General features: G+C 64.8%; 21 protein-coding genes. 9 read left to right on the top strand and 12 right to left on the bottom strand.

Annotated elements, in window-relative coordinates; all coding sequences use genetic code 11:
* Nucleotides 1–158: 158 nt before the first annotated feature.
* From VGN46_RS09475 to VGN46_RS09465, 3 genes are all read right to left on the bottom strand, one after another.
* Nucleotides 159–758 (bottom strand): hypothetical protein, encoded by a 600-nt coding sequence (locus VGN46_RS09475; protein WP_331643064.1) that lies wholly within the window; start codon nt 756–758, stop codon nt 159–161.
* Between the two features lie 108 nt (nt 759–866).
* Entirely contained in the window at nt 867–1,766 is a 900-nt protein-coding gene (locus VGN46_RS09470; protein WP_331643062.1) for a hypothetical protein, read from the bottom strand.
* A gap of 163 nt (nt 1,767–1,929) precedes the next feature.
* Nucleotides 1,930–2,538 (bottom strand): rhomboid family intramembrane serine protease, encoded by a 609-nt coding sequence (locus VGN46_RS09465; RefSeq protein WP_331643060.1) that lies wholly within the window; start codon nt 2,536–2,538, stop codon nt 1,930–1,932.
* Nucleotides 2,539–2,665: 127 nt separating this feature from the next.
* Between VGN46_RS09465 and VGN46_RS09460 the strand changes: the two genes are divergently transcribed.
* The gene (locus VGN46_RS09460) at nt 2,666–3,541 is read left to right on the top strand and encodes a PhzF family phenazine biosynthesis protein (RefSeq protein WP_331643057.1); all 876 of its coding nucleotides are present in this window, start codon (nt 2,666–2,668) and stop codon (nt 3,539–3,541) included.
* A gap of 4 nt (nt 3,542–3,545) precedes the next feature.
* Here the strand turns inward: VGN46_RS09460 and VGN46_RS09455 are convergent, their stop codons facing one another.
* The 4 genes from VGN46_RS09455 to VGN46_RS09440 all read right to left on the bottom strand — a co-directional run bounded on the left by VGN46_RS09455 (nt 3,546) and on the right by VGN46_RS09440 (nt 6,913).
* Nucleotides 3,546–4,400 carry a nitrate reductase gene (locus VGN46_RS09455; protein ID WP_331643055.1) on the bottom strand — a complete coding sequence of 285 codons (855 nt, stop codon included), beginning with the start codon at nt 4,398–4,400 and terminating at the stop codon, nt 3,546–3,548.
* 62 nt (nt 4,401–4,462) lie between these two features.
* Nucleotides 4,463–4,744: a hypothetical protein gene (locus tag VGN46_RS09450; RefSeq protein WP_331643053.1), complete on the bottom strand. Its 282-nt coding sequence runs from the start codon at nt 4,742–4,744 to the stop codon at nt 4,463–4,465.
* A gap of 100 nt (nt 4,745–4,844) precedes the next feature.
* A complete protein-coding gene (locus VGN46_RS09445; RefSeq protein WP_331643051.1) occupies nt 4,845–5,723 on the bottom strand; it encodes an NAD(P)-dependent oxidoreductase in 879 nt (292 codons plus the stop codon).
* Between the two features lie 14 nt (nt 5,724–5,737).
* On the bottom strand, nt 5,738–6,913 hold the full coding sequence (locus tag VGN46_RS09440) for an NAD(P)/FAD-dependent oxidoreductase (RefSeq protein ID WP_331643049.1): 1,176 nt from the start codon (nt 6,911–6,913) through the stop codon (nt 5,738–5,740).
* 87 nt (nt 6,914–7,000) lie between these two features.
* Here VGN46_RS09440 and VGN46_RS09435 point away from each other — a divergent pair, with 87 nt between their 5' ends.
* From VGN46_RS09435 to VGN46_RS09420, 4 genes are all read left to right on the top strand, one after another.
* Complete coding sequence (locus VGN46_RS09435; RefSeq protein WP_331643047.1) at nt 7,001–7,483, top strand: YajQ family cyclic di-GMP-binding protein; 483 nt, start codon at nt 7,001–7,003, stop codon at nt 7,481–7,483.
* A gap of 162 nt (nt 7,484–7,645) precedes the next feature.
* The gene (locus tag VGN46_RS09430; RefSeq protein WP_331643045.1) at nt 7,646–7,849 is read left to right on the top strand and encodes a cold-shock protein; all 204 of its coding nucleotides are present in this window, start codon (nt 7,646–7,648) and stop codon (nt 7,847–7,849) included.
* Between the two features lie 35 nt (nt 7,850–7,884).
* Nucleotides 7,885–8,097: a hypothetical protein gene (locus VGN46_RS09425; RefSeq protein WP_331643043.1), complete on the top strand. Its 213-nt coding sequence runs from the start codon at nt 7,885–7,887 to the stop codon at nt 8,095–8,097.
* A 54-nt stretch (nt 8,098–8,151) separates the two neighbouring features.
* Nucleotides 8,152–8,361: a cold-shock protein gene (locus tag VGN46_RS09420; protein WP_331643041.1), complete on the top strand. Its 210-nt coding sequence runs from the start codon at nt 8,152–8,154 to the stop codon at nt 8,359–8,361.
* A gap of 182 nt (nt 8,362–8,543) precedes the next feature.
* Here the strand turns inward: VGN46_RS09420 and VGN46_RS09415 are convergent, their stop codons facing one another.
* The 4 genes from VGN46_RS09415 to VGN46_RS09400 form a co-directional block, all read right to left on the bottom strand.
* Nucleotides 8,544–11,633 (bottom strand): diguanylate cyclase, encoded by a 3,090-nt coding sequence (locus tag VGN46_RS09415; protein ID WP_331643039.1) that lies wholly within the window; start codon nt 11,631–11,633, stop codon nt 8,544–8,546.
* Entirely contained in the window at nt 11,623–13,167 is a 1,545-nt protein-coding gene (locus tag VGN46_RS09410; RefSeq protein ID WP_331643037.1) for a putative bifunctional diguanylate cyclase/phosphodiesterase, read from the bottom strand. Before VGN46_RS09410 ends, VGN46_RS09415 begins: the two co-directional genes overlap by 11 nt.
* 251 nt (nt 13,168–13,418) lie before the next feature.
* Nucleotides 13,419–15,473, bottom strand: a complete 2,055-nt coding sequence (locus VGN46_RS09405) for a S9 family peptidase (protein WP_331643035.1) — start codon at nt 15,471–15,473, stop codon at nt 13,419–13,421.
* Nucleotides 15,474–15,613: 140 nt separating this feature from the next.
* The gene (locus tag VGN46_RS09400) at nt 15,614–15,904 is read right to left on the bottom strand and encodes a GNAT family N-acetyltransferase (protein WP_331643033.1); all 291 of its coding nucleotides are present in this window, start codon (nt 15,902–15,904) and stop codon (nt 15,614–15,616) included.
* A 136-nt stretch (nt 15,905–16,040) separates the two neighbouring features.
* On the opposite strand from VGN46_RS09400, the gene VGN46_RS09395 reads away from it, so the two are divergent.
* From VGN46_RS09395 to VGN46_RS09380, 4 genes are all read left to right on the top strand, one after another.
* Entirely contained in the window at nt 16,041–16,466 is a 426-nt protein-coding gene (locus VGN46_RS09395) for an OsmC family protein (protein WP_331643031.1), read from the top strand.
* A gap of 60 nt (nt 16,467–16,526) precedes the next feature.
* On the top strand, nt 16,527–17,489 hold the full coding sequence (locus VGN46_RS09390; RefSeq protein ID WP_331643029.1) for a CorA family divalent cation transporter: 963 nt from the start codon (nt 16,527–16,529) through the stop codon (nt 17,487–17,489).
* A 3-nt stretch (nt 17,490–17,492) separates the two neighbouring features.
* The gene (locus VGN46_RS09385; protein ID WP_331643027.1) at nt 17,493–18,413 is read left to right on the top strand and encodes an oxygenase MpaB family protein; all 921 of its coding nucleotides are present in this window, start codon (nt 17,493–17,495) and stop codon (nt 18,411–18,413) included.
* 336 nt (nt 18,414–18,749) lie between these two features.
* The gene (locus VGN46_RS09380) at nt 18,750–19,817 is read left to right on the top strand and encodes a GGDEF domain-containing protein (protein ID WP_331643025.1); all 1,068 of its coding nucleotides are present in this window, start codon (nt 18,750–18,752) and stop codon (nt 19,815–19,817) included.
* Nucleotides 19,818–19,951: 134 nt separating this feature from the next.
* On the opposite strand, the gene sodC is transcribed toward VGN46_RS09380, so the two are convergent.
* Nucleotides 19,952–20,482, bottom strand: coding sequence for a superoxide dismutase [Cu-Zn] SodC (sodC, locus tag VGN46_RS09375; protein ID WP_331643023.1), 531 nt, complete (start codon nt 20,480–20,482; stop codon nt 19,952–19,954).
* Nucleotides 20,483–20,625 lie beyond the last annotated feature (143 nt).

Genomic DNA, 20,625 nt, shown 5'->3' with positions numbered 1-20,625 from the left:
GGCGAGAGCAGCGACGGCGAACGTGCATAACGTGAAAGGAGGTGCGCGAAACGACACGATGCCCAGCGATGGTGAAGAGGTTCACCAGCGTAGGTCGTACTCGTCAGGGAATGGCCCAACGCGCCCTGTAAGTGCACGCCGCGTCGTTCGTAGGCGAGTCAGTCGTTGTGGTTGCGTGGCGCGCCGCGGTCCGGATCGCGACCCCGTGGACCCTGGGGCGAACGGGGTCCGCTGCCGTTCGACGGCGGCTGCGAACGGTTACCGTGCCATCCGCCCTGCGGCGGTGAAGGCCGGTTGCCGCCTTGCCACCCACCTGGCGGACGATCCGGTCGCCCCTGCGGGGGGCGATGATCATCGCCGCGCGAACCCCAACCGCCAGGCGGTGGTGGACGCCCGTGCCAGTCGCCGCCGCCAGGACGCGGCGGTGGACGGCCCTGCCAGCCACCCGGCGGTGGCGGCCGCCCGTGCCCATAACGATCACCGTAGTACCGCCGACCGTAACCATCGCGGTAAATCACGGTGGTACCGCCGTAACAACAACCGGGACCATAGCCGTAATAACCGCCATAGCCGTAACCATAGGGCTGCGGATCCACATAACCGACGCCGCCCGATACGACCGTCGTCGTGGTTTCAGTGCCGTAGTACGCATCGCCACCCGAGCTATTACGCACATAACCGTAATCCGGGTCGTAGTAACACCCGGAGAGCGCGAGACAGGCGGGCAAAGCCAGCAATGACAGCGAAAGTCGGCGCATGGTGGGCCTCATGGGAGTGATTCCCACACTGCGCCGCTTTCGTTGAACGCGCGCTAAAAAAGAAAGGGCCGCGAAAGCGACCCTTTCCCTTCATTCAGGCAGAACGGATCAGCCCTTGTTCTTCTGCTGGTCGCCACGCTCGTGCGACGCGTTGGCATAGCTGGCCTCTGCCGAGGGCACCTTTGGTGCATCGGTTTCATTGCCGGCCTGGCCGCCCGGATTACCGTTGCGATCTCCCGCGGGCCATGTCGGCGGCTGGCGATCGCGTTCCTTCTTGGCCTCGAGCAGCGCCTGGATGTGCGCGACGGCCTCTTCCTGGGTGATGTGCTGGACCGGCTCGTCGGCGGGTGCTGCCGGCTTCGGCGCCGGGCGCGGACGCGGCGCGGTGCGCGCTGCCTTCTTCGCCGGTACCGGGGCCGGTGCCGCTGCTTTCTTCACGGTGGCCTGGGGCGGCGCGGCCTTTTTCGTCGGCGCCTTGCGTGCCGCGGTCTTGGCAGCTGCCGTCTTCGGCGACGCCTTCACGATGACTTTCTTCGCAGCGGTCTTGGCGGCCGCGGTCTTCGGCGACGGCTTCACGCTGACCTTCTTCGCGGCGGTCTTCGCGGCGGCGGTCTTCGGCGACGACCTCACGGCGACCTTCTTTGCCGCAGCCTTACGGGCGGCGGTTTTCGGCGCGGCCTTCTTCGCGGATGCTTTCTTCGCGACCGGGCGCGTGACCTTGCGGGCAGCCTTCTTCGGTGCTGAGGCCCGCTTCGCGGCAACCTTCTTCGCCGGGGATTTCTTCGTTGCGGCCTTCTTCACCGCCGCCTTCTTCGCCGTCTTCTTTACCGCCTTCTTCGCGGCGGGACGAGCGACCTTGCGTGCCGCGGCCTTCTTCGGCGCGGCTTTCTTCGCCACTGCCTTCTTCACAGCGCCCTTCTTGACGGCAGCCTTCTTGACAGCGGATTTCTTCGAAGCAGATTTCTTCGCCGTGGACTTCTTCGCGGCAGACTTACGGGTGGTTGCCATGCGCAAACTCCTCCTGCGGTAGTAGCCGACGCGAACCGCCCCCCAGCGGGGAAACCCGCGTGCATGCCGGATGATCAAAACGATCTGTGGGATCCGGTAGTCCGATGATGTAACAGGTATCGCCCGAAGTCACATCAATTTGTCGGAAAAGTTCAGTTCCGAATCAGGAAGCGCCGGGCTGCGAGATGATTTCAAGGAAGCGCGGGAGCACACCAGGGCGCAGCGCGATGGTGAAGATGACACCGTAAGCGGCACCCCACAGATGGGCGCCGTGGTTTACGTTATCGCCGCCACGACGGTCCATGTAGATCGAATACGCCACGAAAAGAATGGCGTAAAGAATGGCTGGCATCGGGACGATGAAGACCAGGATCCGCGACCACGGCGCGAACAGGACAAACGCGAATAGCACCGCCGATACCGCGCCGGATGCGCCGAGGCTGGTGTAACCCGCGTTTTTCCGGTTCTTGATGTAGGTCGGCAGGATCGAACAGAGCAGCGCGCCGATATAGAACGTGACGAAACCGAGCGGCCCCATCGCATTCGTGTAGACGGTCTCGATCGCCCGGCCGAAAAAGAACAGCGTGAGCATGTTGAAGAACAGGTGGCCGAAATCGGCGTGCACCAGGCCATAGCTGACCAGCCGGTAGTACTCACGGCTGCGGTTGATCGCTGGCGGCCATAGCACCAGGTCATTCATGAGCTTACGGTTCTGCAAGGCGATGAACGAGACCACACAGGTCACGAGGATAATAAGGATCGTGGTGATCATGCGTGGGTATTGCGTCCTGGAAACGGCGAGCCAGCGCGCATCTTGGCGGCAACGCCCGGCCTTGTGAACCCCGTCGCACCCCCGGACGCGGCTATCATTCACCTCTTCCCCCCTCGCTCCCCCGCCGATGTCCCCCATTCGATACAAGCAGCTCGACGTCTTTGCCGCCCGCCACGGCGGGGGTAACCCCCTTGGCGTAGTGATCGACGCCCAGGGCTGGTCGGACGAACGCATGCAGCGTTTCGCCCACTGGACCAACCTGGTGGAAACCACCTTCCTCCTGCCAGCACGCGCGGAAGGCGCCGATTACCGCGCGCGGATCTTCACCCCTAGCAAGGAAATCCCCTTTGCCGGCCACCCGACGATCGGCAGCGCGCATGCCGCGCTCGATGCCGGGCTGATCACGCCGGATGCCGCTGGCGTGGTCTGGCAGGAATGCGGCGCCGGCGTGCTGCCGATCCTGGTCGAAGGTAGCGGCGCCCAGCGTGAGCTGTTCGTGCAGTCACCCAGGGCGCGGGTGGTCGGCGATGCCTCGCGCGGCGGTGAATGCCTTTCGAGTGTGCTCTATGGCGTGACCCTGGGTCCGCTGAAGCCGGCCTGTGTCGAAGGCGGTCGCCGCTGGTGGCTAGCCGAATTCGCCGACGAAGCCACCCTGCGCGGCTGGCGCCCGGACCATGCCGCGATCCGCGCGCTGGCCCTCGCCACGGATACGCTCGGCCTGTGCGTCTTTGCCCGCACGGCCGAAGGCCTGGCCGTTCGCGCTTTCCCCGCCGGTGTCGGCATCGTCGAGGACCCCGCATCGGGTGCCGCCAATGGCCTGATCGCCGCCTATGTCGCCAGCCATGATGACAGCGGCACGCTGGCCAGGGGCTACATCGTGAGCCAGGGCCGCGAGGTCGGCCACGATGCGCGGATCATCATCCGCATCAACGGCGAGCACGTCTGGGTCGGCGGCCGCACCAACACCATCATCGATGGCGTGGTTGACTGGCGCGACGCCTGACCTGCTAAGCGCCCATCGGTTCGTCGAGGCGAAGGGTCAGGCACTTCGCCGCACCACCGGATTTCATGTACTCATCGAGGGCGACCTCGATGACCATGAAGCCGGCAGCTTCCAGCCGCGCACGCAGGTCGGGGCTCGCCCGGTTGAGGATGACGATGCGGCCCATGTTCACCGCATTGCAGGCGAACGCCACGGCATCCGGTTCATCGGCAACGATCCGCTCGGAGGGCGGGACATGACGCTCGATCAGGGCGAGCGACGGCGCATCGAAGGCGGCCGGGAAGTACAGTACATAGCCGTTGGCCAGCGGGCAGAAGCACGTATCCAGATGGTAGAAGCGCGGATCGGCCAGCTTCAGCGGCAATACTTCGACATCGAGCAACCGCGCCAGGGCCGGTGCGGCCTCCGCGTCGGAACGGTGGCCATGCCCCATCCACAGGCGGCGGCTCGTCCCGCGATCGAACAGCGCATCGCCCGCCCCTTCAAAATACACACCCTCGGGTAACTCGACGATATCGAAGCCGTGGCGAGTGAAAAAGGCGCGGTTATGCGGCTCCTCGCCCTTCCGCTCGTCGTAGCGGAAGCGACTAGGCACAAAGCTGTTGCCGAAGACCAGGCCCGCGTTGGCGGCAAACACCATGTCGGGCTGGCCGGCGGCCGGCGGCTGGATCACCACATCGGCGTGACGGTGCACCGTCTCACGCAGGGCATCCCACTGGCGCTGGGAACGCTCACGGGTGGTGTCATGGACATGGTCCGTCATCCAGGGATTGATGACATAGCTGACCTCGAAAAACGTGGGCTCGCACATCAGGATGCGCGGTACGCTGCGCTCGTACGCCGGGGTCGTTTCTGCCATGGACGGAGCGCGCCTGGATGGGGGAACGTGCCTCCATCATGGCAGAAAGGCGCGCTGGGGCGTCAAGGCAGGCCGTCGACGATCGCGGAGACCGTGGCCGAGGAGAAGTGCAGTTCGCGAAGTGCCTCTTCCAGGGAATCCCGGGAGTTCACCTCGCTTTCGACCTGCTCGCCGACGCTGGCGGGCGAAACGTGGACGAAGCGGTGGCCGTCCTGGTAAGCGATGCCTTCGTCATGGACGGTCTGCTTGGTCAGCACCTTGAACGTGCCGTCCTGCGATTCACGCACGGTCACCGCCCGGCCCTCGTGCTGGCCCTCGTACACCGTTTTCCAGCTTGCGGTCATGTCTTCTCGCCTGGGAAGCCGCACGACATCGTGCCGCCCGATTGTCGCCAACCGGGTGGCGTAGCGATTGTGAAGACGTGCGTAAAAACGCTCTAACGCTTCAATCCTTCAGGTTAGCCCGGGCGGCGGCTACGCGGGCCAGGCCGGCCCAGTCGATATCGCCATCGCCGCGGTTCAACGACTCCAGCAAGGCGTCATGGAGGACGCTGGCCACCGGCATGGGCACACGCTTTGCCTCGGCGGCGGCGCGGGCCAGGCCCACGTCCTTGAAGCCGAGGCTGAGCTTGAAGCCGACCGGCTCGTAACGATTCTCGGCGATCATGCCGCCGTAGACCTTGTAGATCGGGCTCGAGAACAAGGTGTTCTGCATGATCTCAAGGAAATCCTTCGCCTCGACACCGTGGGCACGGGTGAGCGCGCTGGCTTCCGCCATGCTCTCGATGGCCGCGCCGATCAGGAAGTTGCCGCCGATCTTCACCACCGTCGCTCGGATCGGGTCATCGCCCAACGGCCAGACCTTTGCCGCAAGCAACTCGAGCAGCGGCTGGACCTTCGCCACGTGCTCCGGCTTGCCCGAGGCGAGCATGTTGAGATGGCCAGCCGCGGCGACTTCGGGGCGGCCAAAGACCGGAGCAGCAACGAAACCGATGCCTTTCGCTTCGTGGGCCTCGGCCAACTCCTCGGCCAGGCCCACGGAGATCGTGGCGTGGTTCACGTGGATCGCACCGCGGTCCAGGGCGGGCAGCACGCTCCCGAGGATCACCTCACGCACGGCGGCGTCATTCGCCAACATGTTGTGCACGACCTCGGCGCCGTTCGCCGCCTCGGCAGCGCTCGCGGCGACCTTCGCGCCCTGCGCTTCCAGCGCCTTCGCCGCCTCCGCGCTGCGGTTCCACACGGTGACCTCGTGGCCACCCTTGATGAGGTTCGCGGCCATGCCCGCGCCCATGCTGCCCAGACCGATAAAGCCGATACGCATAACGGATGCTCCTGTCAGACGGCCTGGCCCGCGGCGTGCCCCGAGGCCCAGGCCCATTGGAAGTTGTAGCCGCCCAGGTGTCCGGTGACGTCGAGCACTTCGCCGACGAAATACAGCCCGGGCTGGCGTTTGGACATGAGGGTGGCCGAGGACACCTCGTCGGTATCCACGCCACCGAGGGTGACTTCGGCCGTGCGGTAGCCCTCGGTGCCGCTGGCGACCAGCGGCCAATCCTGCAACTGTGCCGCGATCTCCTTCAATTCGGCGTCACGGTACTGGCGCATCGGCTTGCTCGGCAGCCACACCTCGCACAGGCGCTCGGCCAGGCGGCGCGGCAGCAGGCTGGAGAGCACCGTGCGGAACTCCGCCGCCGGGCGTTCCTCGCGGCCCGCCTTCAGCAGCTCGTACGCGTCCTCACCGGGCAGCAGGTCCAGGTGCAGGTCGACACCAGGCTCCCAGTACGACGATATCTGCAGGATCGAAGGGCCACTGATGCCGCGGTGGGTGAACAGCATGGCGTCGCGGAAACTGGCACCGTTCGCCCGGGCTTCGATCGGCAGCGCCACACCGGCCAGGCCGTCGTAACGTTCCTGGTGTTTGCCGCTGAGGGTGAGCGGGACCAGGCCCGCACGGACCGGCAGCACGCTGTGGCCAAACTGTTTCGCTACCTCGTACCCCCAGCCGGAGGCGCCGAGACTGGGAATCGACAGCCCGCCGGTGGCGATGACCAGGGATGGCGCGCTGAACCGGCCCAGCGGGGTCTCACAGCCAAACCCGCCCTCGCCTGCCTTGATCTTCGTCACGGGCGTGTTCAGCTCGATCCGGACGCCGGCCGCGGCGCATTCGTCCAGCAGCATGCGGACAATCAACTTGGAGGAGTCATCGCAGAACAGCTGTCCGGGACTTTTCTCGTGGTATTTGATCCGGTGCTTCTCGACCATGTCGATGAAGTGCCAGGGGGTATACCGGGCCAGGGCGGATTTGCAGAAATGTGGGTTCCGGCTGAGGAAGTTGGCGGGCGTGGTGTGGGTATGGGTGAAGTTGCAGCGCCCGCCGCCGGACATCAGGATCTTCTTGCCGGCCTTGTTGGCGTGGTCAAGCACGAGCACCCGCCGGCCGCGCTGGCCGGCGACGATGGCTGTCATCAGGCCCGCAGCGCCTGCGCCGATGACAATGGCATCGTATTCCATGGGTGGGGTCTGCCTGATGGTGCAAACGCATATGGTAGCTCTGTCGCGTAGACTTGTCGGCTGTACCCCTTAACGAGGATTTTCCCCATGCCTTCTTTTGACATCGTTTCGGAAGTGGATAAGCACGAACTGCGTAATGCCGTGGAACAGGCAAACCGTGAGGTGTCGAGCCGCTTTGACCTGAAGGGAACGAGCGCGAAGTTCGAGCTGGAGGAAAATACGATTACGCAGAGGGCGGATAACGAGTTCCAGGTGAACCAGCTGCACGACATCCTGCGTGCGCGCCTGGCAGCCCGGCAGATCGACCTGCGTGCGCTGGATGTGGGCAAGCTGGAGACCAACCTGGCGGAGGCGCGCCAGAAGGTGACGGTGAAGCAGGGTATCGAGCAGCCGATCGCGAAGAAGATCATCGCGAAACTGAAGGAAGCCAAGCTGAAGGTCGAGGCGCAGATCAACGGCGAGAAGGTCCGCGTGACCGGCAAGAAGCGCGACGACCTGCAGGACGCGATCGCCCTGCTCCGCAAGGCCGACTTCGAACTCCCGCTCCAGTTCGAAAACTTCCGCGACTAATTCAGGATCGCATCCCAGAACGGGCACCCGCAGATTCGCTTCGCATTCCGAGACTTACGAACCGCCTGCCTCAATTGCGTAGCGATCGCCATCGCTCCCCGATGTTGCTGTGTATCGCTGCAGCGTAATGTGGCAATGCAGGGGCAAACCGAGGAACGTGTCATGGCGACAGGCACAGTTAAGTGGTTCAACGATGCGAAGGGCTTTGGCTTCATTACCCAGGATGGGGGCGGTCCCGATGTCTTCGTACATTTCCGCGCCATTGAAGCCCAGGGATTCAAGAGTCTCGCGGAAGGACAGAAAGTTGAGTACGAGGTAGTCCAAGGGCAGAAGGGTCCGCAGGCCGAGAAAGTCAAACCGAAGTGACGACAGCGCCGTACTCCACCAAGGAGGATCGAGCCATGCTCCAGCAAATCTGGCTTCATATGCCCGCCTGGCTGAAAGCCCTGTTCGCCGCCGAGTCGCAGGCTGAAAAACCCAACGAGCCACGCATGCCTGAAGATGCAATTCGATTGCATGCTGGCCAGCGCGTCGAGTTCGAGCTGCACCAAGGCGTGGATGGCCCCTGGTACGCGACCGAAGTTCGGGTTAACAACGACGAAACTCCCTTCTAACCAACCCGAGCAATACCTCGGTTCGGAACACAGGGGTCAACGTAAGGATGTGTCATGAGCGACAGAGAGTTCGGTACAGTTAAATGGTTCAATGATGCAAAGGGATTCGGCTTCATTTCACGCAATGGTGGCGACGACGTGTTTGTACATTTCCGATCCATTGAAGGGAGCGGCTTCAAATCTCTCGAGGAAGGACAGAAAGTGTCATTCGTTGTGGTTCAAGGCCAGAAAGGCCTGGAAGCAACGGCGGTGCAAAAGGCCTGAATCCGCCGGTCTCGATATCGTTACAAGCACTGCACGTCGCAGCGGAAAATGTCGCCCACAGGGTGGACTCCTGCGACCACGTCTGCGCGCTAACGCGATGGCGTAAGCCAAGCCCTGCGAAGCCGAAGGCGAGCCTGTTCGATCAAAACATGCATTCGCGTGAGCGAATGAACCGATTCGAATCAGAGGCTGGCGATGCGGCTGCGGTTGCGGCCGTCGTTCTTCGCTTCGTAGAGCGCCTCATCGGCGCGGCCCAGCAGCGAGTTCAGCGACTCCGGCGAACGCCACATCGCCACGCCTGCACTCACCGTGATCCGGATCCGGTAATCCCCGTGCACGATCACCTGCGACGCCAACGCATGGCGCACCCGCTCGGTGATATCCAACGCATGCTCCGCCAGCGCCCCCGGCAAGCACAGGATGAACTCCTCACCACCAAAACGCCCCGCCAAATCATCCGCCCGACACATCGACGAAATCACCCGCATCGTCTCGCGGATCACCGTATCCCCCGCCAGGTGGCCAAACGTATCGTTCACCGTCTTGAAGTCATCGATATCCAGCAACACCATGCTAAACGGAATGCCATCCGACGCCGCCCCCTGGCGCACCCGCTCGGCCTGCTCCAGGAAACGCCGCCGGTTCAACGAACCCGTCAGCTCATCCGTACCCGCCAGGTGATCCAGCCGCTCATTCGCCGCCTTCAGGTCACGCGTACGCGCCTCGACCTGCGCCTGCAACAGCTCCGCACGGCGGCGCAGATACAGCGTGCGCAGGTACACCAGGCCGAAGAACATCGCCACGGCCAACGCCACGCCCAACAACAACGTCCACGGGCTCTCATACCAGCGCGGCACCACGTCCACCCGCACCGACGTCTCGATCGTCCGCGCATCCAGGCCACGCATCGTCGCCCGCAGACGCAGCGTATACGTCCCGCTGGCGAGGTTCGTATAAATCGCGCTCGGCGGGATGCCGCGCGCCACCTCGTTCCACGCCGTATCCGTATCATCCATGCGATACGCGTAATGGGTTTCCTGCGGCGCCCGGTAATCCAGCAACGCAAAATCCACGCGCAGGTTCCGTCCATCGCCATCCAGCTTGATCCGGCCACCCTCTTCCGGCAGCTGGGCCAGCGGCACCGATTTGTCGTTCATCGCGATGTGCGTGATCGCCAGGCGCGGTGACGCCATCTGCGGCGCGATCCAGTACGGGCGGACCACGGTCAGGCCGCCGAGGCCGCCGAACATCAGCTCGCCACCGGGCGCCTCCGCTGCCGCCCGATGGATATAACTCGGGATACGCAGGCCATCGCGAATGCCCAGGTCGAACACCCGGTGGCTGGCCGCGTCGACCATCGCCACGCCGTTGGCCATCGAAGCCCACACGCGGTCGTCGTTATCCACCAGCAACGCATTGATCTTGGTGTTGACCAGGCCCTCGCGCGCGCCGATCACGCCAAAATGGAACGGCCCGCGTTCACGGAAATCATCCAGGTACGCGATACCACCGAACGTGCCCAGCCACAGGCGCTTATGCGAATCGAACGCCATGGACCCGGTGTAATCCTGCGGCAGGCTCGCGGGATCCGCAGGCTGATGGCTGATATTCACGAAGCCGGGCTGGCCGTCATACGAGATGCTGATACCGCTGATGGTGGCGAACCACCACGAATGCGCCATGCGCACGATGTAGCGAACCTGGTCGCCGACCAGGCTGCGCGGATCCTTGTCATCGTGGCGCATCTGGCGCAGCGCGCCGCTGACCGTGTCGTAGCGGAACAAGCCATCGTAGGTGCCGATGAGCAGGTCGTTGCCATCGCGCTGCATGGAAAGGATGAGCCGGCCATCCAGGCTCGGGATCACCGAGCTCTGCAGCGCGAAGGTATTCGGATCGATGCGCGAAATGCCCTGCGCACCGGCCCAGATCGAACCATCCGGTGCCACGACGAACGCCTGCACATCGCGCTCGGCCTGCTCGCCACCTAGTTGCAGGTGGCGCATGCCGCCGCTGCCGAGGTCGAGCACATCGATGCGCCCCATGCCGAGGCCGAGCCAGATCCGCCCGCGCGGATCGACAAACACCGAATGCACGTTGGCGTTCGACAAGGTGTGCGATTGCAACGGCGAGGGCAGCACGGAGAACACCTTGCGCCCGTTCGGATCGTAGTGCGCGGCGCCTAGTTCCGTTGCCACCCAGATATTGCCCGTGCGGTCCTGCAGGATATCGCGGGTGATATCGCCGGGCAGCGACGAGGCCATGGCGGCGTCATGTGCCAACGCGCGCAACTGGCCCGTATTGAAGTCGTAAGTGATCACGCCCGCGCCATCGGTCGCAGACCACAGCACGTGCTCAGGCGTCTCGCGGAACGCGCGGATCGTGCGCCGGCGGGCCATGCCGGTCTTGCCGGATAAGCCGGCGACGGCATGCGCGTGCCCATCGGGAGCAACGTAGACAGCGCCCGATTGCCCTGTGCCGATCCACATGCGCGCCTTGCTGTCTTCGTACAGCGTCCAGACCTGGTCGTGCAGGATCGCATCGATCTCCGCATCGCTCGAGGTCACGCGTGTGAAGTGGCCACCCGGCTTGCGCTCGAACACGCCGTTGTCCAGGCCCAGCCACAGGTTGCCGGCACGATCTTCGCTGACAGCGAACGTACGCGACACCATCGACGGGTCGTCGCCGGGCTGGCCGGAGACGTGGGTGATCACCCCGGTGGAAAGCTGCAGGCGATCCAGGCCGCCTTCGGTGGCGATCCAGAACACGTCGGGATCCCCCGAGCGGGCGATCGCGAAGACCTTGCCGTTGGCGGTGCCACCCTTCCCTACCGGATAAAGGTGGAAGCGCACGGTTTTCGGATCGAAGCGCAGCAGGCCGCCGGCATTGGTACCGACCAGCAGGCCGCCGTCGTCCAGTGGCATGAGCGCACGCACATAGGCATCCGGGAGCACCGCACCGCCGTAGGAATCCGGCTCCTGGCCGAACACCTGCATACGGTACCCGTCATAGCGGGCCAGGCCACCGAAGGTGCCGATCCAGATAACACCGGCCTTATCCTGCACGATCGCCGTGGTGGTGGAATGCGGCAGGCCATCGGCGACGCCGACGCTATCGAACCAGGCGGTCTCGTACGCCGCCCACGGATCCACGCCGACCTTCGGCGCGACCTGTGCGCTCGCAACACCCAGGCATGACAGCGAGGCAACGAAGGCAATAAGGAAGGCGCGCAACAGCAGGAAGCGGAGGGGCCGGTGCGTACGCTCAGCCTGCATAAGCCATCGAAGGGTCAAGGTAACGGCTGAAGGCATCAGCTGTCATGGGGCGAGCGAAGAAATAGCCCTGGCCGATATCGCAACCCAGGCCGCGCAGCCAATCGGCCTGCGCTTCGGTTTCCACGCCCTCGGCGATGGTCCGCATATTCAGTTTCTTGGCAAGGCCGATGATCGCCTCGGTGATCTCGCGATCGGCCAGGTTCGAATCGCTGCCACGGACAAAGCTCTGGTCGATCTTGATCGTGCCCACCGGCAGTTCGCGCAGGTGGCTGAGGTTCCAGTAACCGGCGCCGAAATCGTCGATCAGCAGGTCGAAGCCATGCGAACGCAGCTTGACCAGCTGGCGCAGGGTTTCTTCCGGCTCGCGCATGGCGGTGGATTCGGTGAGCTCGAAGCGGATCCGTGTCGGATCCACGCCAAACGAGCGCACCACGCGATGCAGCGTCTCGACAAACGCCGGTCGGCTCAGCTCGTGCATCGAAAGGTTGATCGCCACGTAATCGACGTGGCGGCCGGCCTTATCCCAGGCCTGGACCTGGGCAAGCACCGCGCGCAGCACGTATTCACCCAGCCCGTGGATGAGCCCGGAGCGTTCGGCCACCGCCACGAAGACGCTGGGCGGTACATCGCCGCGCACCGGGTGGTGCCAGCGTGCCAGCGCTTCCACGCCCGCCAGGCTGCCATCGTGCAGGTGGCGCTTTGGCTGGTATTCCACATCCAGCTCGCCGCGCTGCAGGGCTTCGCGCAGTTCCACGGTCAACGCCAGGCGCTCGCGGGCGGCCTCGAGCATGCCCTCTTCGTAGAAGCGGAAATCGGCCTTGCCGGTTTCCTTTACCGCGTACATGGCGGCATCGGCGTTGCGGATCAGGCTATCCGCTTCGTGACCATCCTGCGGGGCGATCGCGACACCGATACTGGGGCTCACCGCCACGAGCTGGCCAGCGACGTTCACTGGCTGGGAGACCAGGTCGAGCACCTTGCGGCACACCCGCACCAGGTTCTCCATGCCGCCGTAGTTTTTCACCACGACGACGAATTCATCGCCGCCGAAGCGCGAGACGGTGTCGCGCTCGCGCACGCTGCTGCGCAATGAAGACGCCACGGCGCGCAGGAAGGTATCGCCGGCCTCGTGGCCCAGGGTGTCGTTAATCGACTTGAAGCCATCAAGGTCGATGAACATGACCGCGAGCATCGCCTCGCGCGACTCCTTCAGGGCCTCCTCAAGCTCGCGCATGAGGAAGGCGCGGTTGGGCAGCCCGGTCAGGGTGTCGTGATATGCATGGAATGCCAGGGCCCGGCGGGCTTCCTCGCGCGGATCCTTCAGGCGGGCATTGAGCTTGCGGCGCTGGGTGACCAGCATGGCGATGACGATGGAGGCCACCGCCAGGACCACCACCAGCGAGACCAGCCAGCCTAAGCCGGCACCGCTGGTGCTGAACCCGGAGCAGCTGGATTCGCCCGGCCCCGCAAAGGGCCAGCGTGCGCACTTCGAGACGGCATGGTGGATGCCGTATTCGACGCTAATTGTCAGCACGCCTCGCTCCGGCCTGGCTGTGCCAGGCGCTGGGACCCATCAACCATCGTGACATCGCCAGGGAACCTGGGGACAGCCCGGGCGCGATATGACTTATCCCTGGCTTATCGGCCATGGGCACTCCCAACTTTAATGCCCCTGACCATGCCGCGTCCCGCCGTCTTCACCTTGGGTGAGACTGGCGGGTCCAGCACGCATGATGCTGCCTCCGCAGAAAAACGCAATCCGTGCCGTTCGTCCCGGGGGGGCGGTCAGCCCCCCTTGGCCGGGGCGGCGAGGTACTTGTCGAACCAGGCCAGGGCACGGGCCAGCACATCACGGCGGCTGGCATCGCGGGCGAAGCCATGGCCCTCACCCGGGTAAACCACCAGCGAGGTGGGCACGCCCTGGGCCCGCAACGCGTGCCAGAACTCGAACGACTGCGGGGCCGGGGTCTCGGCATCGCGCTCGCCCACGACCACCAGGGTCGGGGTCTTCACATGCTTGATGTAGTTGATCGCCGAGCTCTTGCCGTAAACGCCCGGGTCGTCGTACACCGAGGCGCCGAAGTACGGCTTCATCCACTGGTCGATCAGGTTCTGCCCGTAGTAGCTCTGCCAGTTCGAGATGCCGGCGCCCGCCACGGCGGCCTTGAATCGATCGGTCTGGGTCACCGCGAACATGGTCATGAAGCCGCCATAGCTCCAGCCGGTGAGGCCGAGGCGCTTGTCGTCCACCGGGTGGCTCTTCTCGATGGTATCGACGCCGGCGAGCGCATCACGCAGGTCGCCGTAGCCGAAATCCTTGCGGTTGGCCTGGACGAAGGCCTCGCCCTGGCCAAAGCTGCCGCGCGGGTTGGGCATGAAGACGAAGTAGCCCAGCGCCGAGAGCGGTGCCGCGCCGTAGCCGATGCCGGGCCAGCGTGGGAGCACGGCAGCGGCCGGGCCGCCGTGGATCGTGACGATCATGCCGTAGCGCTTGGCCGGGTCGTAGTTGGCCGGGTAGAGCAGCCAGCCCTGGACATCATGGCCCTCATTCTTCCAGGTGATCGATTCGGCCTTGCCCCACGACGGCTTGAGGCCGGCGTTGAACGAGGTCACGGCGGCCGGAGCGGCCTTGCTGGCGAGGTCGGCGACATGCACTTCGTATGGCTGGTCGAAGCTACTGGCAACAAAGGCGGCGCGGCTGTTGTCCTGGTTCAGCGACAGCGACATGGAGAGACGGCCATCGCCGAGCGACATCGGCAGGTCGAACAGGGTGGTCGGCGTGGCGGCGCCTTCGGCCGGCACCGCGTAGCTCGAGACGCGGCTGGCACCGGCGACCTGTTCGGAGACCACGAGACGATCATTGGCGGCCCACGACAGCCACACCGGCGTGGTGCGGGTACCCGGGGTGATGTCCTCTGGCGTGCCACCGTTCGCGGGCACGGTCCAGATATCGCCACCGGTGGAACCCTGGTCGCTCATAAGGCCACCGATGAAGGCGATCCGTGCGCCATCCGGGGAGAAGCGCGGCACGGCCAGTTGCAGATCCTTCAACGGGCCCTTCAAGGTGTTGGTATCGACGATCACGTTGCCCTTGGCGCCTTCACTGGCAGCCTGGACATAGAGCTTGGCCACCCACCAGTTGTTGTCACCCGGCGGCTCGGCGGCCACATAGGCGATGCGTTTGGCATCGGCCGAAAGCGCGTACTCGTAAACGTGCAGGCCTGCTGGGGTAAGCACGTGGACCGCACCGCCCGTGGCGCCGACGGTCGCGACCTGCTGCACCTCGATCCCTTCCACACCGATCTCGCCCAGCTGCGGTTTCGCCGCGGCCGTCGCGCTGGCGCGGCGGGTGGCGTTAGGGACATAAAGGAAGGCGAGCTGCTTGCCGTCAGCCGACCACTCGAGGCCGCTGACGTAGCCGGTGAGGTGAGTCAGACGCTGCGGCGCGGCTTTGGTCGTTGTATCGACCACCTGGATGTCATTCTGCTTGCCCTCTTCCACGCCCGCGCCCTTGCCGGCGCAATCGGAAAGGAAGGCGAGATGCTTCGAATCGGAGGCCCAGGCCGCGCTGGTTTCGCTGCAGCCTTTCGTCGTGGTCACGCGACGCGCATTACGGCCATCGGCATCGGCGACCTGCAACACCGGCTTGCCATCGGTCTTCACCGCCCAGGCCAGGTGCTTGCCATCCGGCGAGAGCGCGACGGATTCCACGGTGCGCACCTTGGCCAGGCTTTCCAGGATGGCAGCGATGCGCGGATCGTCGACTTTCGGGGCAGGCTCGGCCTGGGCAGAAGTGACACAGGCAAGCGCTACGGCGGCGGCGATCCACGTTGTACGCATCGGTCTTGGCTCAGGGCGTGTAGGAGTCGTGAAACCTACCACACCTGAATCACCCTGTAGGAGCGCGCTTGCGCGCGATGGGGCTTGCGGGAAACGCCATCGCGCGCAAGCGCGCTCTTACATAAAGCCAGCGATGCCGGTCAGACCAGCAGGTTCTTGTATTCGGTGTTGCGCTCGAACCAGCGCACGGCGTAGGAGCAGGCGGGGTGGACTTTCCAGCCGTTGTCGGCGGCCACTTCCACGGCCTTGCGGGTCAGCAGGTTGGCGATGCCGCGGCCGGCGACCGGCTCGGGCACGCCGGTGTGGGTGATAACCATGGTCTTGCCGTCCAGCCGGTAATCCAGCTCGCACTCGTGCCCATCCACCTTCACCAGGAACACCGCATTGACGCGCTCGTGGGTAATTTCCAGCGGTTTCGGGTTCGCACTCATCGTCGTTCTCTCCAAGCCAGCACGGGCGCCCTTTCGCATTCTGTCGATGGCCGGGGCGTTAGCTTTATCGATGCGCAAGCATGCGCGCCTTCGCAACCACAATCCATCACCCACCACCACGCGCCGGAGAAGCATCATGCAGAAATGGGGCAAAGCCGTCTGGACCGGGAACATCAAAGAAGGCCAGGGACTCATCTCGAGCCAGACCGGGGTGCTTAAGGACGCGCCGTATGGCTTCGCGTCACGCTTCGAGGATGGACCAGGCAGCAACCCGGAAGAACTGCTGGGCGCCGCACACGCCGCGTGCTTCACCATGGCGCTGGCGCTCATGCTCGGCAACAACAACCTCACGGCCGACCGCATCGAGACGAAGGCCGATGTCACCCTGGCGAAGGATGGCGAAGGCTTCTCCATCACCAAGGTCCACCTGACCGCCAAGGCGAAAATTCCCGGCACCGATCAGGCAACGTTCGCCGGGATCGCGAAACAGGCGAAGGAAGGCTGCCCGGTCTCCAAGGTATTGAAAGCTGAGATCACGCTGGACGCCTCGCTGGAGGCGTAGACTGCCCGCGCCGCCGGGTTCGCCCGGCGGTGCCCCCGGTAGCCAGGAATCCGAACACACGTGCTGATCATCCACGAACACGGACACCACGAACGCCCGACGGTCTGGATGCCCGGGATGGGCCGCCCGAAGGCACCCATCTGGATCGACCTGCTCGAACCCAGCGACGCCGAGCGCCACTGCGCCAGTGAAATCACCGGCCTGCGCGTGCCCGAGCGTTCCGATATCGTGAACCTGGCGCTATCCAGTCGTATCCGTACGGATGACGACGCGATGTACCTGTCGATCCCCTATTTCGCCGATACGAACAATGGCCATGCGGCGCAGCCGGTCGGTATCGTGGTCACCAACCACGTACTGATGACACTGCGCTTCAGCGAATCGCCGGCGTTCGACATGGCGAACGAAAGCTGCACGCATCAGAACTGGGAAAACAGCGCCGACGTGCTGGCGACCCTGGTCGAGGCCATCGTGAACCTCGGCGCGCAGCGCATGGAGGATGTCTCGGCCGAGCTGAAGAAGCTATCCGATCGCGTGTTCACCCCGGAACGGCTCGGCACACCGGTGCTGCGCAGCTATATGCTCGAGGTGGGGCGACTGGAAGGCATGCAGGCGCGCAATCGTTCCTCGATGCTTGGTGTGCAGCGCATCGTCTCGTTTGTGCGGGCGAAGAAGCCCGACTGGATGCCCGATGCGGTGGAGGTGCGCCTGCGCGTGGTCGAGCACGACCTGCGCACGCTGGATGAGTTCGACGACCAGCTCACCAACAAGCTGCAGTTCCTGCTCGATGCGACGCTCGGCTTCATCAGCACCGACCAGAACCACGTCATGAAGGTGCTCACGGTCACCTCGGTCGCGACGATCCCGCCGGTGATCCTGGCCGGCATCTGGGGCATGAACTTCAAGTACATGCCGGAGCTGGACTGGCACTGGGGCTATCCGATCGCGCTGCTGATCATCGTGGTGAGCATGATCCTGCCGGTGCTGTTCTTTAAATGGCGTGGCTGGTGGTCGGGGGACTGAAGCATGCTTCGCAACCTGCTACGCCCCGCTTCCGCGCCGATCCGGCGCTGGGTGATGACCGCCTTCCCCAAGCCGCCTTCCGGCGGTATCGATTACGACCACCCGCCGGGCGATCCTGGCTTGTTCGGGCCGACGTCAGTGACCTGGCGTATCCATAACGACTTCTGCGGGATGCTCGCCGGCGGCCTCTGTGCGCTATACCTGCAGACGCTGCACCCGCGCGCGCTGGCCGGCGTATGGGACCACTCGAACTTCCGCGAGGACCTGGTCGGGCGGCTGCGTCGGACCACCACCTTCGTCGGCGGCACCACCTACGCGCCGACGGCGGAGGCGCACGGCATGATCGCGCGGGTACGGACCATCCATGCGCAGGTGCGCGGGGTGGATGAGGCCGGCCTGCCTTACGCTGCCGACGATCCGGACCTGCTGACCTGGGTACACGTGAGCGAGATGGCCAGCTTCCTCGCCGGCTTCCGCGCGTACGGGCCGATCGCCGTGCCCGACGCGGCGGCCGACACGTATTTCAACGAGACGCGCCGTGTCGCCGAAGCACTGGGCGCGCGCGACGTGCCGGGTTCGGTGGCGGCCCTCGACGATTACCTGGCCGACGTCATCCCCACGCTCGCTTACACCGAGCGTACCCGCGTCGTGCTCGAGGTGCTGGCCGACCTCGACCTGCCGGTACCACTGGCCGGGCTATCGCGAGACGTCTTCCTCCATGCCGGCGCGTTCCTCCTCCCGGCATGGGCCAGCGACCTGCTCCGGCGCACCGGCCCCGACCAGATCAAGGCCCGCATGGCCGCCGCCACCCTACGCGGCATGGCCCCGCTGTTCCGCGCCGCCCTGACCGACGGCGTCGCCACCCGCTCCTGCCACCGCGTAGGCGTCGACCGCGCCCTGCTAACCACCTGGCCCCCCTTGTAGGAGCGCGCTTGCGCGCGACCGGTACTCGCCCTGTAGGAGCGCGCTTGCGCGCGACCGGTCTTGCCGCGAGCACCCATCGCGCTAGCGCTCTCCTACAGGGGGTTTCTACAAATGTGAAGGGATATCCTGAGACACACGTCACAGTTCTCACCATTTCGCGAGAATTTGCACTAAAGTTGCCGACTTTGCGGTCGCTATACCTAGCAAGGGGAAGTGGGCAACTTCTTCCTGCGTCGCGATCACCAGGCCTGACAGGGGGCCTTCTCGGGGGAGGATGGGTTCGGTGCGACTTCAACTGTTCACGCGCGGCACGCTGGCCGCGGGCATGGGCCGGCCGTGAGCGCGGCCTGGCATTCGCTCGCCGGTGGCTTGCCGGAATCCCGACTCCTCGCCTCCGTGGCGGAGTTCACCCACCACCGCGACATCGACGCCCTGGACCACAGCCTCGTGTTGTCCATGGCCGAACTGGTCGCGGTGAAGAGCGTGACCCTGTGCAAGGCAGGCGACAGCCTGATGCACCCGGTGGAATCGCTCACCGTCTGCACCCGCAACGCGGAGGGCCGCTGCGTCGTCGAAGCCGTGGAGCCCATGCGCGATGGTGATCCCGTGGACACGATCGTCTGTGCCATGGAAACGCTGGAAGTCATCTCCGACGTGACCGACGACGGCCGTTGCCGCCTGGTCGTGCCGATCATCCGCGAACATGTCGCGATCGGCGCACTGATGCTCGAAGCCGATGACAGCCTCGACGGCGTGCGCACGATGGTGGAAGGCTTCGCCCGCATCTACGCCAACTACATCGCCCTGCTCAACGAAAGCGAGCGCGACAAGCTCACGGGTTTGTACAACCGCCGCAGCTTTGAACAGCGTTTGCAGCGGCTGTTGAAGTTGCAACGCCAGCGGGCGCGTGCGGCCCGGCGTGACGAAGAGCGCCGCCTCCTCACCGAGGACGTAGCGCAGATCTACCTCGCCATCCTCGATATCGACCATTTCAAGCGCATCAACGACACCTGGGGCCACGTCTATGGCGACGAGGTGATCCTGATGCTCGCGCAGCAGATGCGCGCCTGCTTCCGCCAGAATGATGTGCTGTTTCGTTTCGGCGGCGAGGAGTTCGTGATGTTGCTCGCCTCGGAAGACGAGGCCTCCGCCGCCGGTGCGCTGGAGCGTTTCCGCGAACACGTCGCGCAGTGGGCGTTCCCACAGGTCGGCCACGTCACGGTGAGCATCGGCTATGCGCGGATCAGCGAACACGATTACCCCGAGATCGTGCTCGACCGCGCGGATAAGGCGCTGTATTACGCCAAGCAGAACGGGCGGAACAGCGTGCAGGGGTTTGAGAGCCTGACCGCGCGCGGTGAGCTCGCGGCGCCGGTCACCCTGGGCAGCATCGATCTGTTCTAAAGCGGCGCGGCCTCAATCGCGCGCAAGCGCGCTCCTACAAAAGCGGCTGTTGTAGGAGCGCGCTTGCGCGCGAATGAAGACACGGCGGCGCAGCCGCACCCTCCAAACGCGCTTGCGCGCGATGGGTGTGCGATTTACTTCACCACACCACAGGCAATCCGCTCCCCACCACCGCCCAGCGGCTTCGGCTGATCGGAATAATTGTCGCCACCGGCGTGGATCATCAACGCATGCCCCTTCAACGTGCCCAGGCTCTTCAGCCGCGGCGCGGTCACGGCGGTCGTATCGGTGCCATCGGCGCCCACGGTGATCTTCGGCAGATCGCCTTCATGGCCGGCCATCGAATCCGGCCCCTCGTGCTTGCCGGAATGCTCCGGGTCGAAATGACCGCCCGCCGCGAGCGCAGCGCCCTTCTTGCCATCCTTCTCACCCGGGGCACAGCTCGGCTTCTCGTGCAGATGGAAACCATGTTCACCCGCCGGCAGGCCCTTGAGGTTCGGGGTGAATACCAGGCCGCCTGCGCTTTCGCTGACCGTCACCGTACCGACCGAGGCACCGGTGCCATCCGTGGTCACCAGGGTCATCGGCACGGTCACACTGTTATCGGCGGCTTGTGCCGCGGCGCACACGAGCAGCCCTGCGGCTACGATTGCGATCTTTCTCATCTTGCACTCCCGGTGGGTGGATAAGGCGTAGCTTGGGATACTGCACCGTACGTGCACACCACGTCCACACGGGTTGCAAAGGCCTACCCCTGTAGGAGCGCGCTTGCGCGCGATGGGTGCTCGCGGCAAGACCCATCGCGCGC

Source organism: Luteibacter sp., from assembly GCF_036500425.1.
Lineage (GTDB): Bacteria > Pseudomonadota > Gammaproteobacteria > Xanthomonadales > Rhodanobacteraceae > Luteibacter.
The sequence above is the reverse complement of the archived record's forward strand: the minus strand, read 5'-3'. Positions and strand labels throughout refer to the sequence as shown.

Excerpts from the sequence above, each read along its gene's own strand:
- VGN46_RS09475 (WP_331643064.1), bottom strand. The coding sequence starts at position 758 with ATGCGCCGACTTTCGCTGTCATTGCTGGCTTTGCCCGCCTGTCTCGCG.
- VGN46_RS09470 (WP_331643062.1), bottom strand. The coding sequence starts at position 1,766 with ATGGCAACCACCCGTAAGTCTGCCGCGAAGAAGTCCACGGCGAAGAAA.
- VGN46_RS09465 (WP_331643060.1), bottom strand. The coding sequence starts at position 2,538 with ATGATCACCACGATCCTTATTATCCTCGTGACCTGTGTGGTCTCGTTC.
- VGN46_RS09460 (WP_331643057.1), top strand. The coding sequence starts at position 2,666 with ATGTCCCCCATTCGATACAAGCAGCTCGACGTCTTTGCCGCCCGCCAC.
- VGN46_RS09455 (WP_331643055.1), bottom strand. The coding sequence starts at position 4,400 with ATGGCAGAAACGACCCCGGCGTACGAGCGCAGCGTACCGCGCATCCTG.
- VGN46_RS09450 (WP_331643053.1), bottom strand. The coding sequence starts at position 4,744 with ATGACCGCAAGCTGGAAAACGGTGTACGAGGGCCAGCACGAGGGCCGG.
- VGN46_RS09445 (WP_331643051.1), bottom strand. The coding sequence starts at position 5,723 with ATGCGTATCGGCTTTATCGGTCTGGGCAGCATGGGCGCGGGCATGGCC.
- VGN46_RS09440 (WP_331643049.1), bottom strand. The coding sequence starts at position 6,913 with ATGGAATACGATGCCATTGTCATCGGCGCAGGCGCTGCGGGCCTGATG.
- VGN46_RS09435 (WP_331643047.1), top strand. The coding sequence starts at position 7,001 with ATGCCTTCTTTTGACATCGTTTCGGAAGTGGATAAGCACGAACTGCGT.
- VGN46_RS09430 (WP_331643045.1), top strand. The coding sequence starts at position 7,646 with ATGGCGACAGGCACAGTTAAGTGGTTCAACGATGCGAAGGGCTTTGGC.
- VGN46_RS09425 (WP_331643043.1), top strand. The coding sequence starts at position 7,885 with ATGCTCCAGCAAATCTGGCTTCATATGCCCGCCTGGCTGAAAGCCCTG.
- VGN46_RS09420 (WP_331643041.1), top strand. The coding sequence starts at position 8,152 with ATGAGCGACAGAGAGTTCGGTACAGTTAAATGGTTCAATGATGCAAAG.
- VGN46_RS09415 (WP_331643039.1), bottom strand. The coding sequence starts at position 11,633 with ATGCAGGCTGAGCGTACGCACCGGCCCCTCCGCTTCCTGCTGTTGCGC.
- VGN46_RS09405 (WP_331643035.1), bottom strand. The coding sequence starts at position 15,473 with ATGCGTACAACGTGGATCGCCGCCGCCGTAGCGCTTGCCTGTGTCACT.
- VGN46_RS09400 (WP_331643033.1), bottom strand. The coding sequence starts at position 15,904 with ATGAGTGCGAACCCGAAACCGCTGGAAATTACCCACGAGCGCGTCAAT.
- VGN46_RS09395 (WP_331643031.1), top strand. The coding sequence starts at position 16,041 with ATGCAGAAATGGGGCAAAGCCGTCTGGACCGGGAACATCAAAGAAGGC.
- VGN46_RS09385 (WP_331643027.1), top strand. The coding sequence starts at position 17,493 with ATGCTTCGCAACCTGCTACGCCCCGCTTCCGCGCCGATCCGGCGCTGG.
- sodC (WP_331643023.1), bottom strand. The coding sequence starts at position 20,482 with ATGAGAAAGATCGCAATCGTAGCCGCAGGGCTGCTCGTGTGCGCCGCG.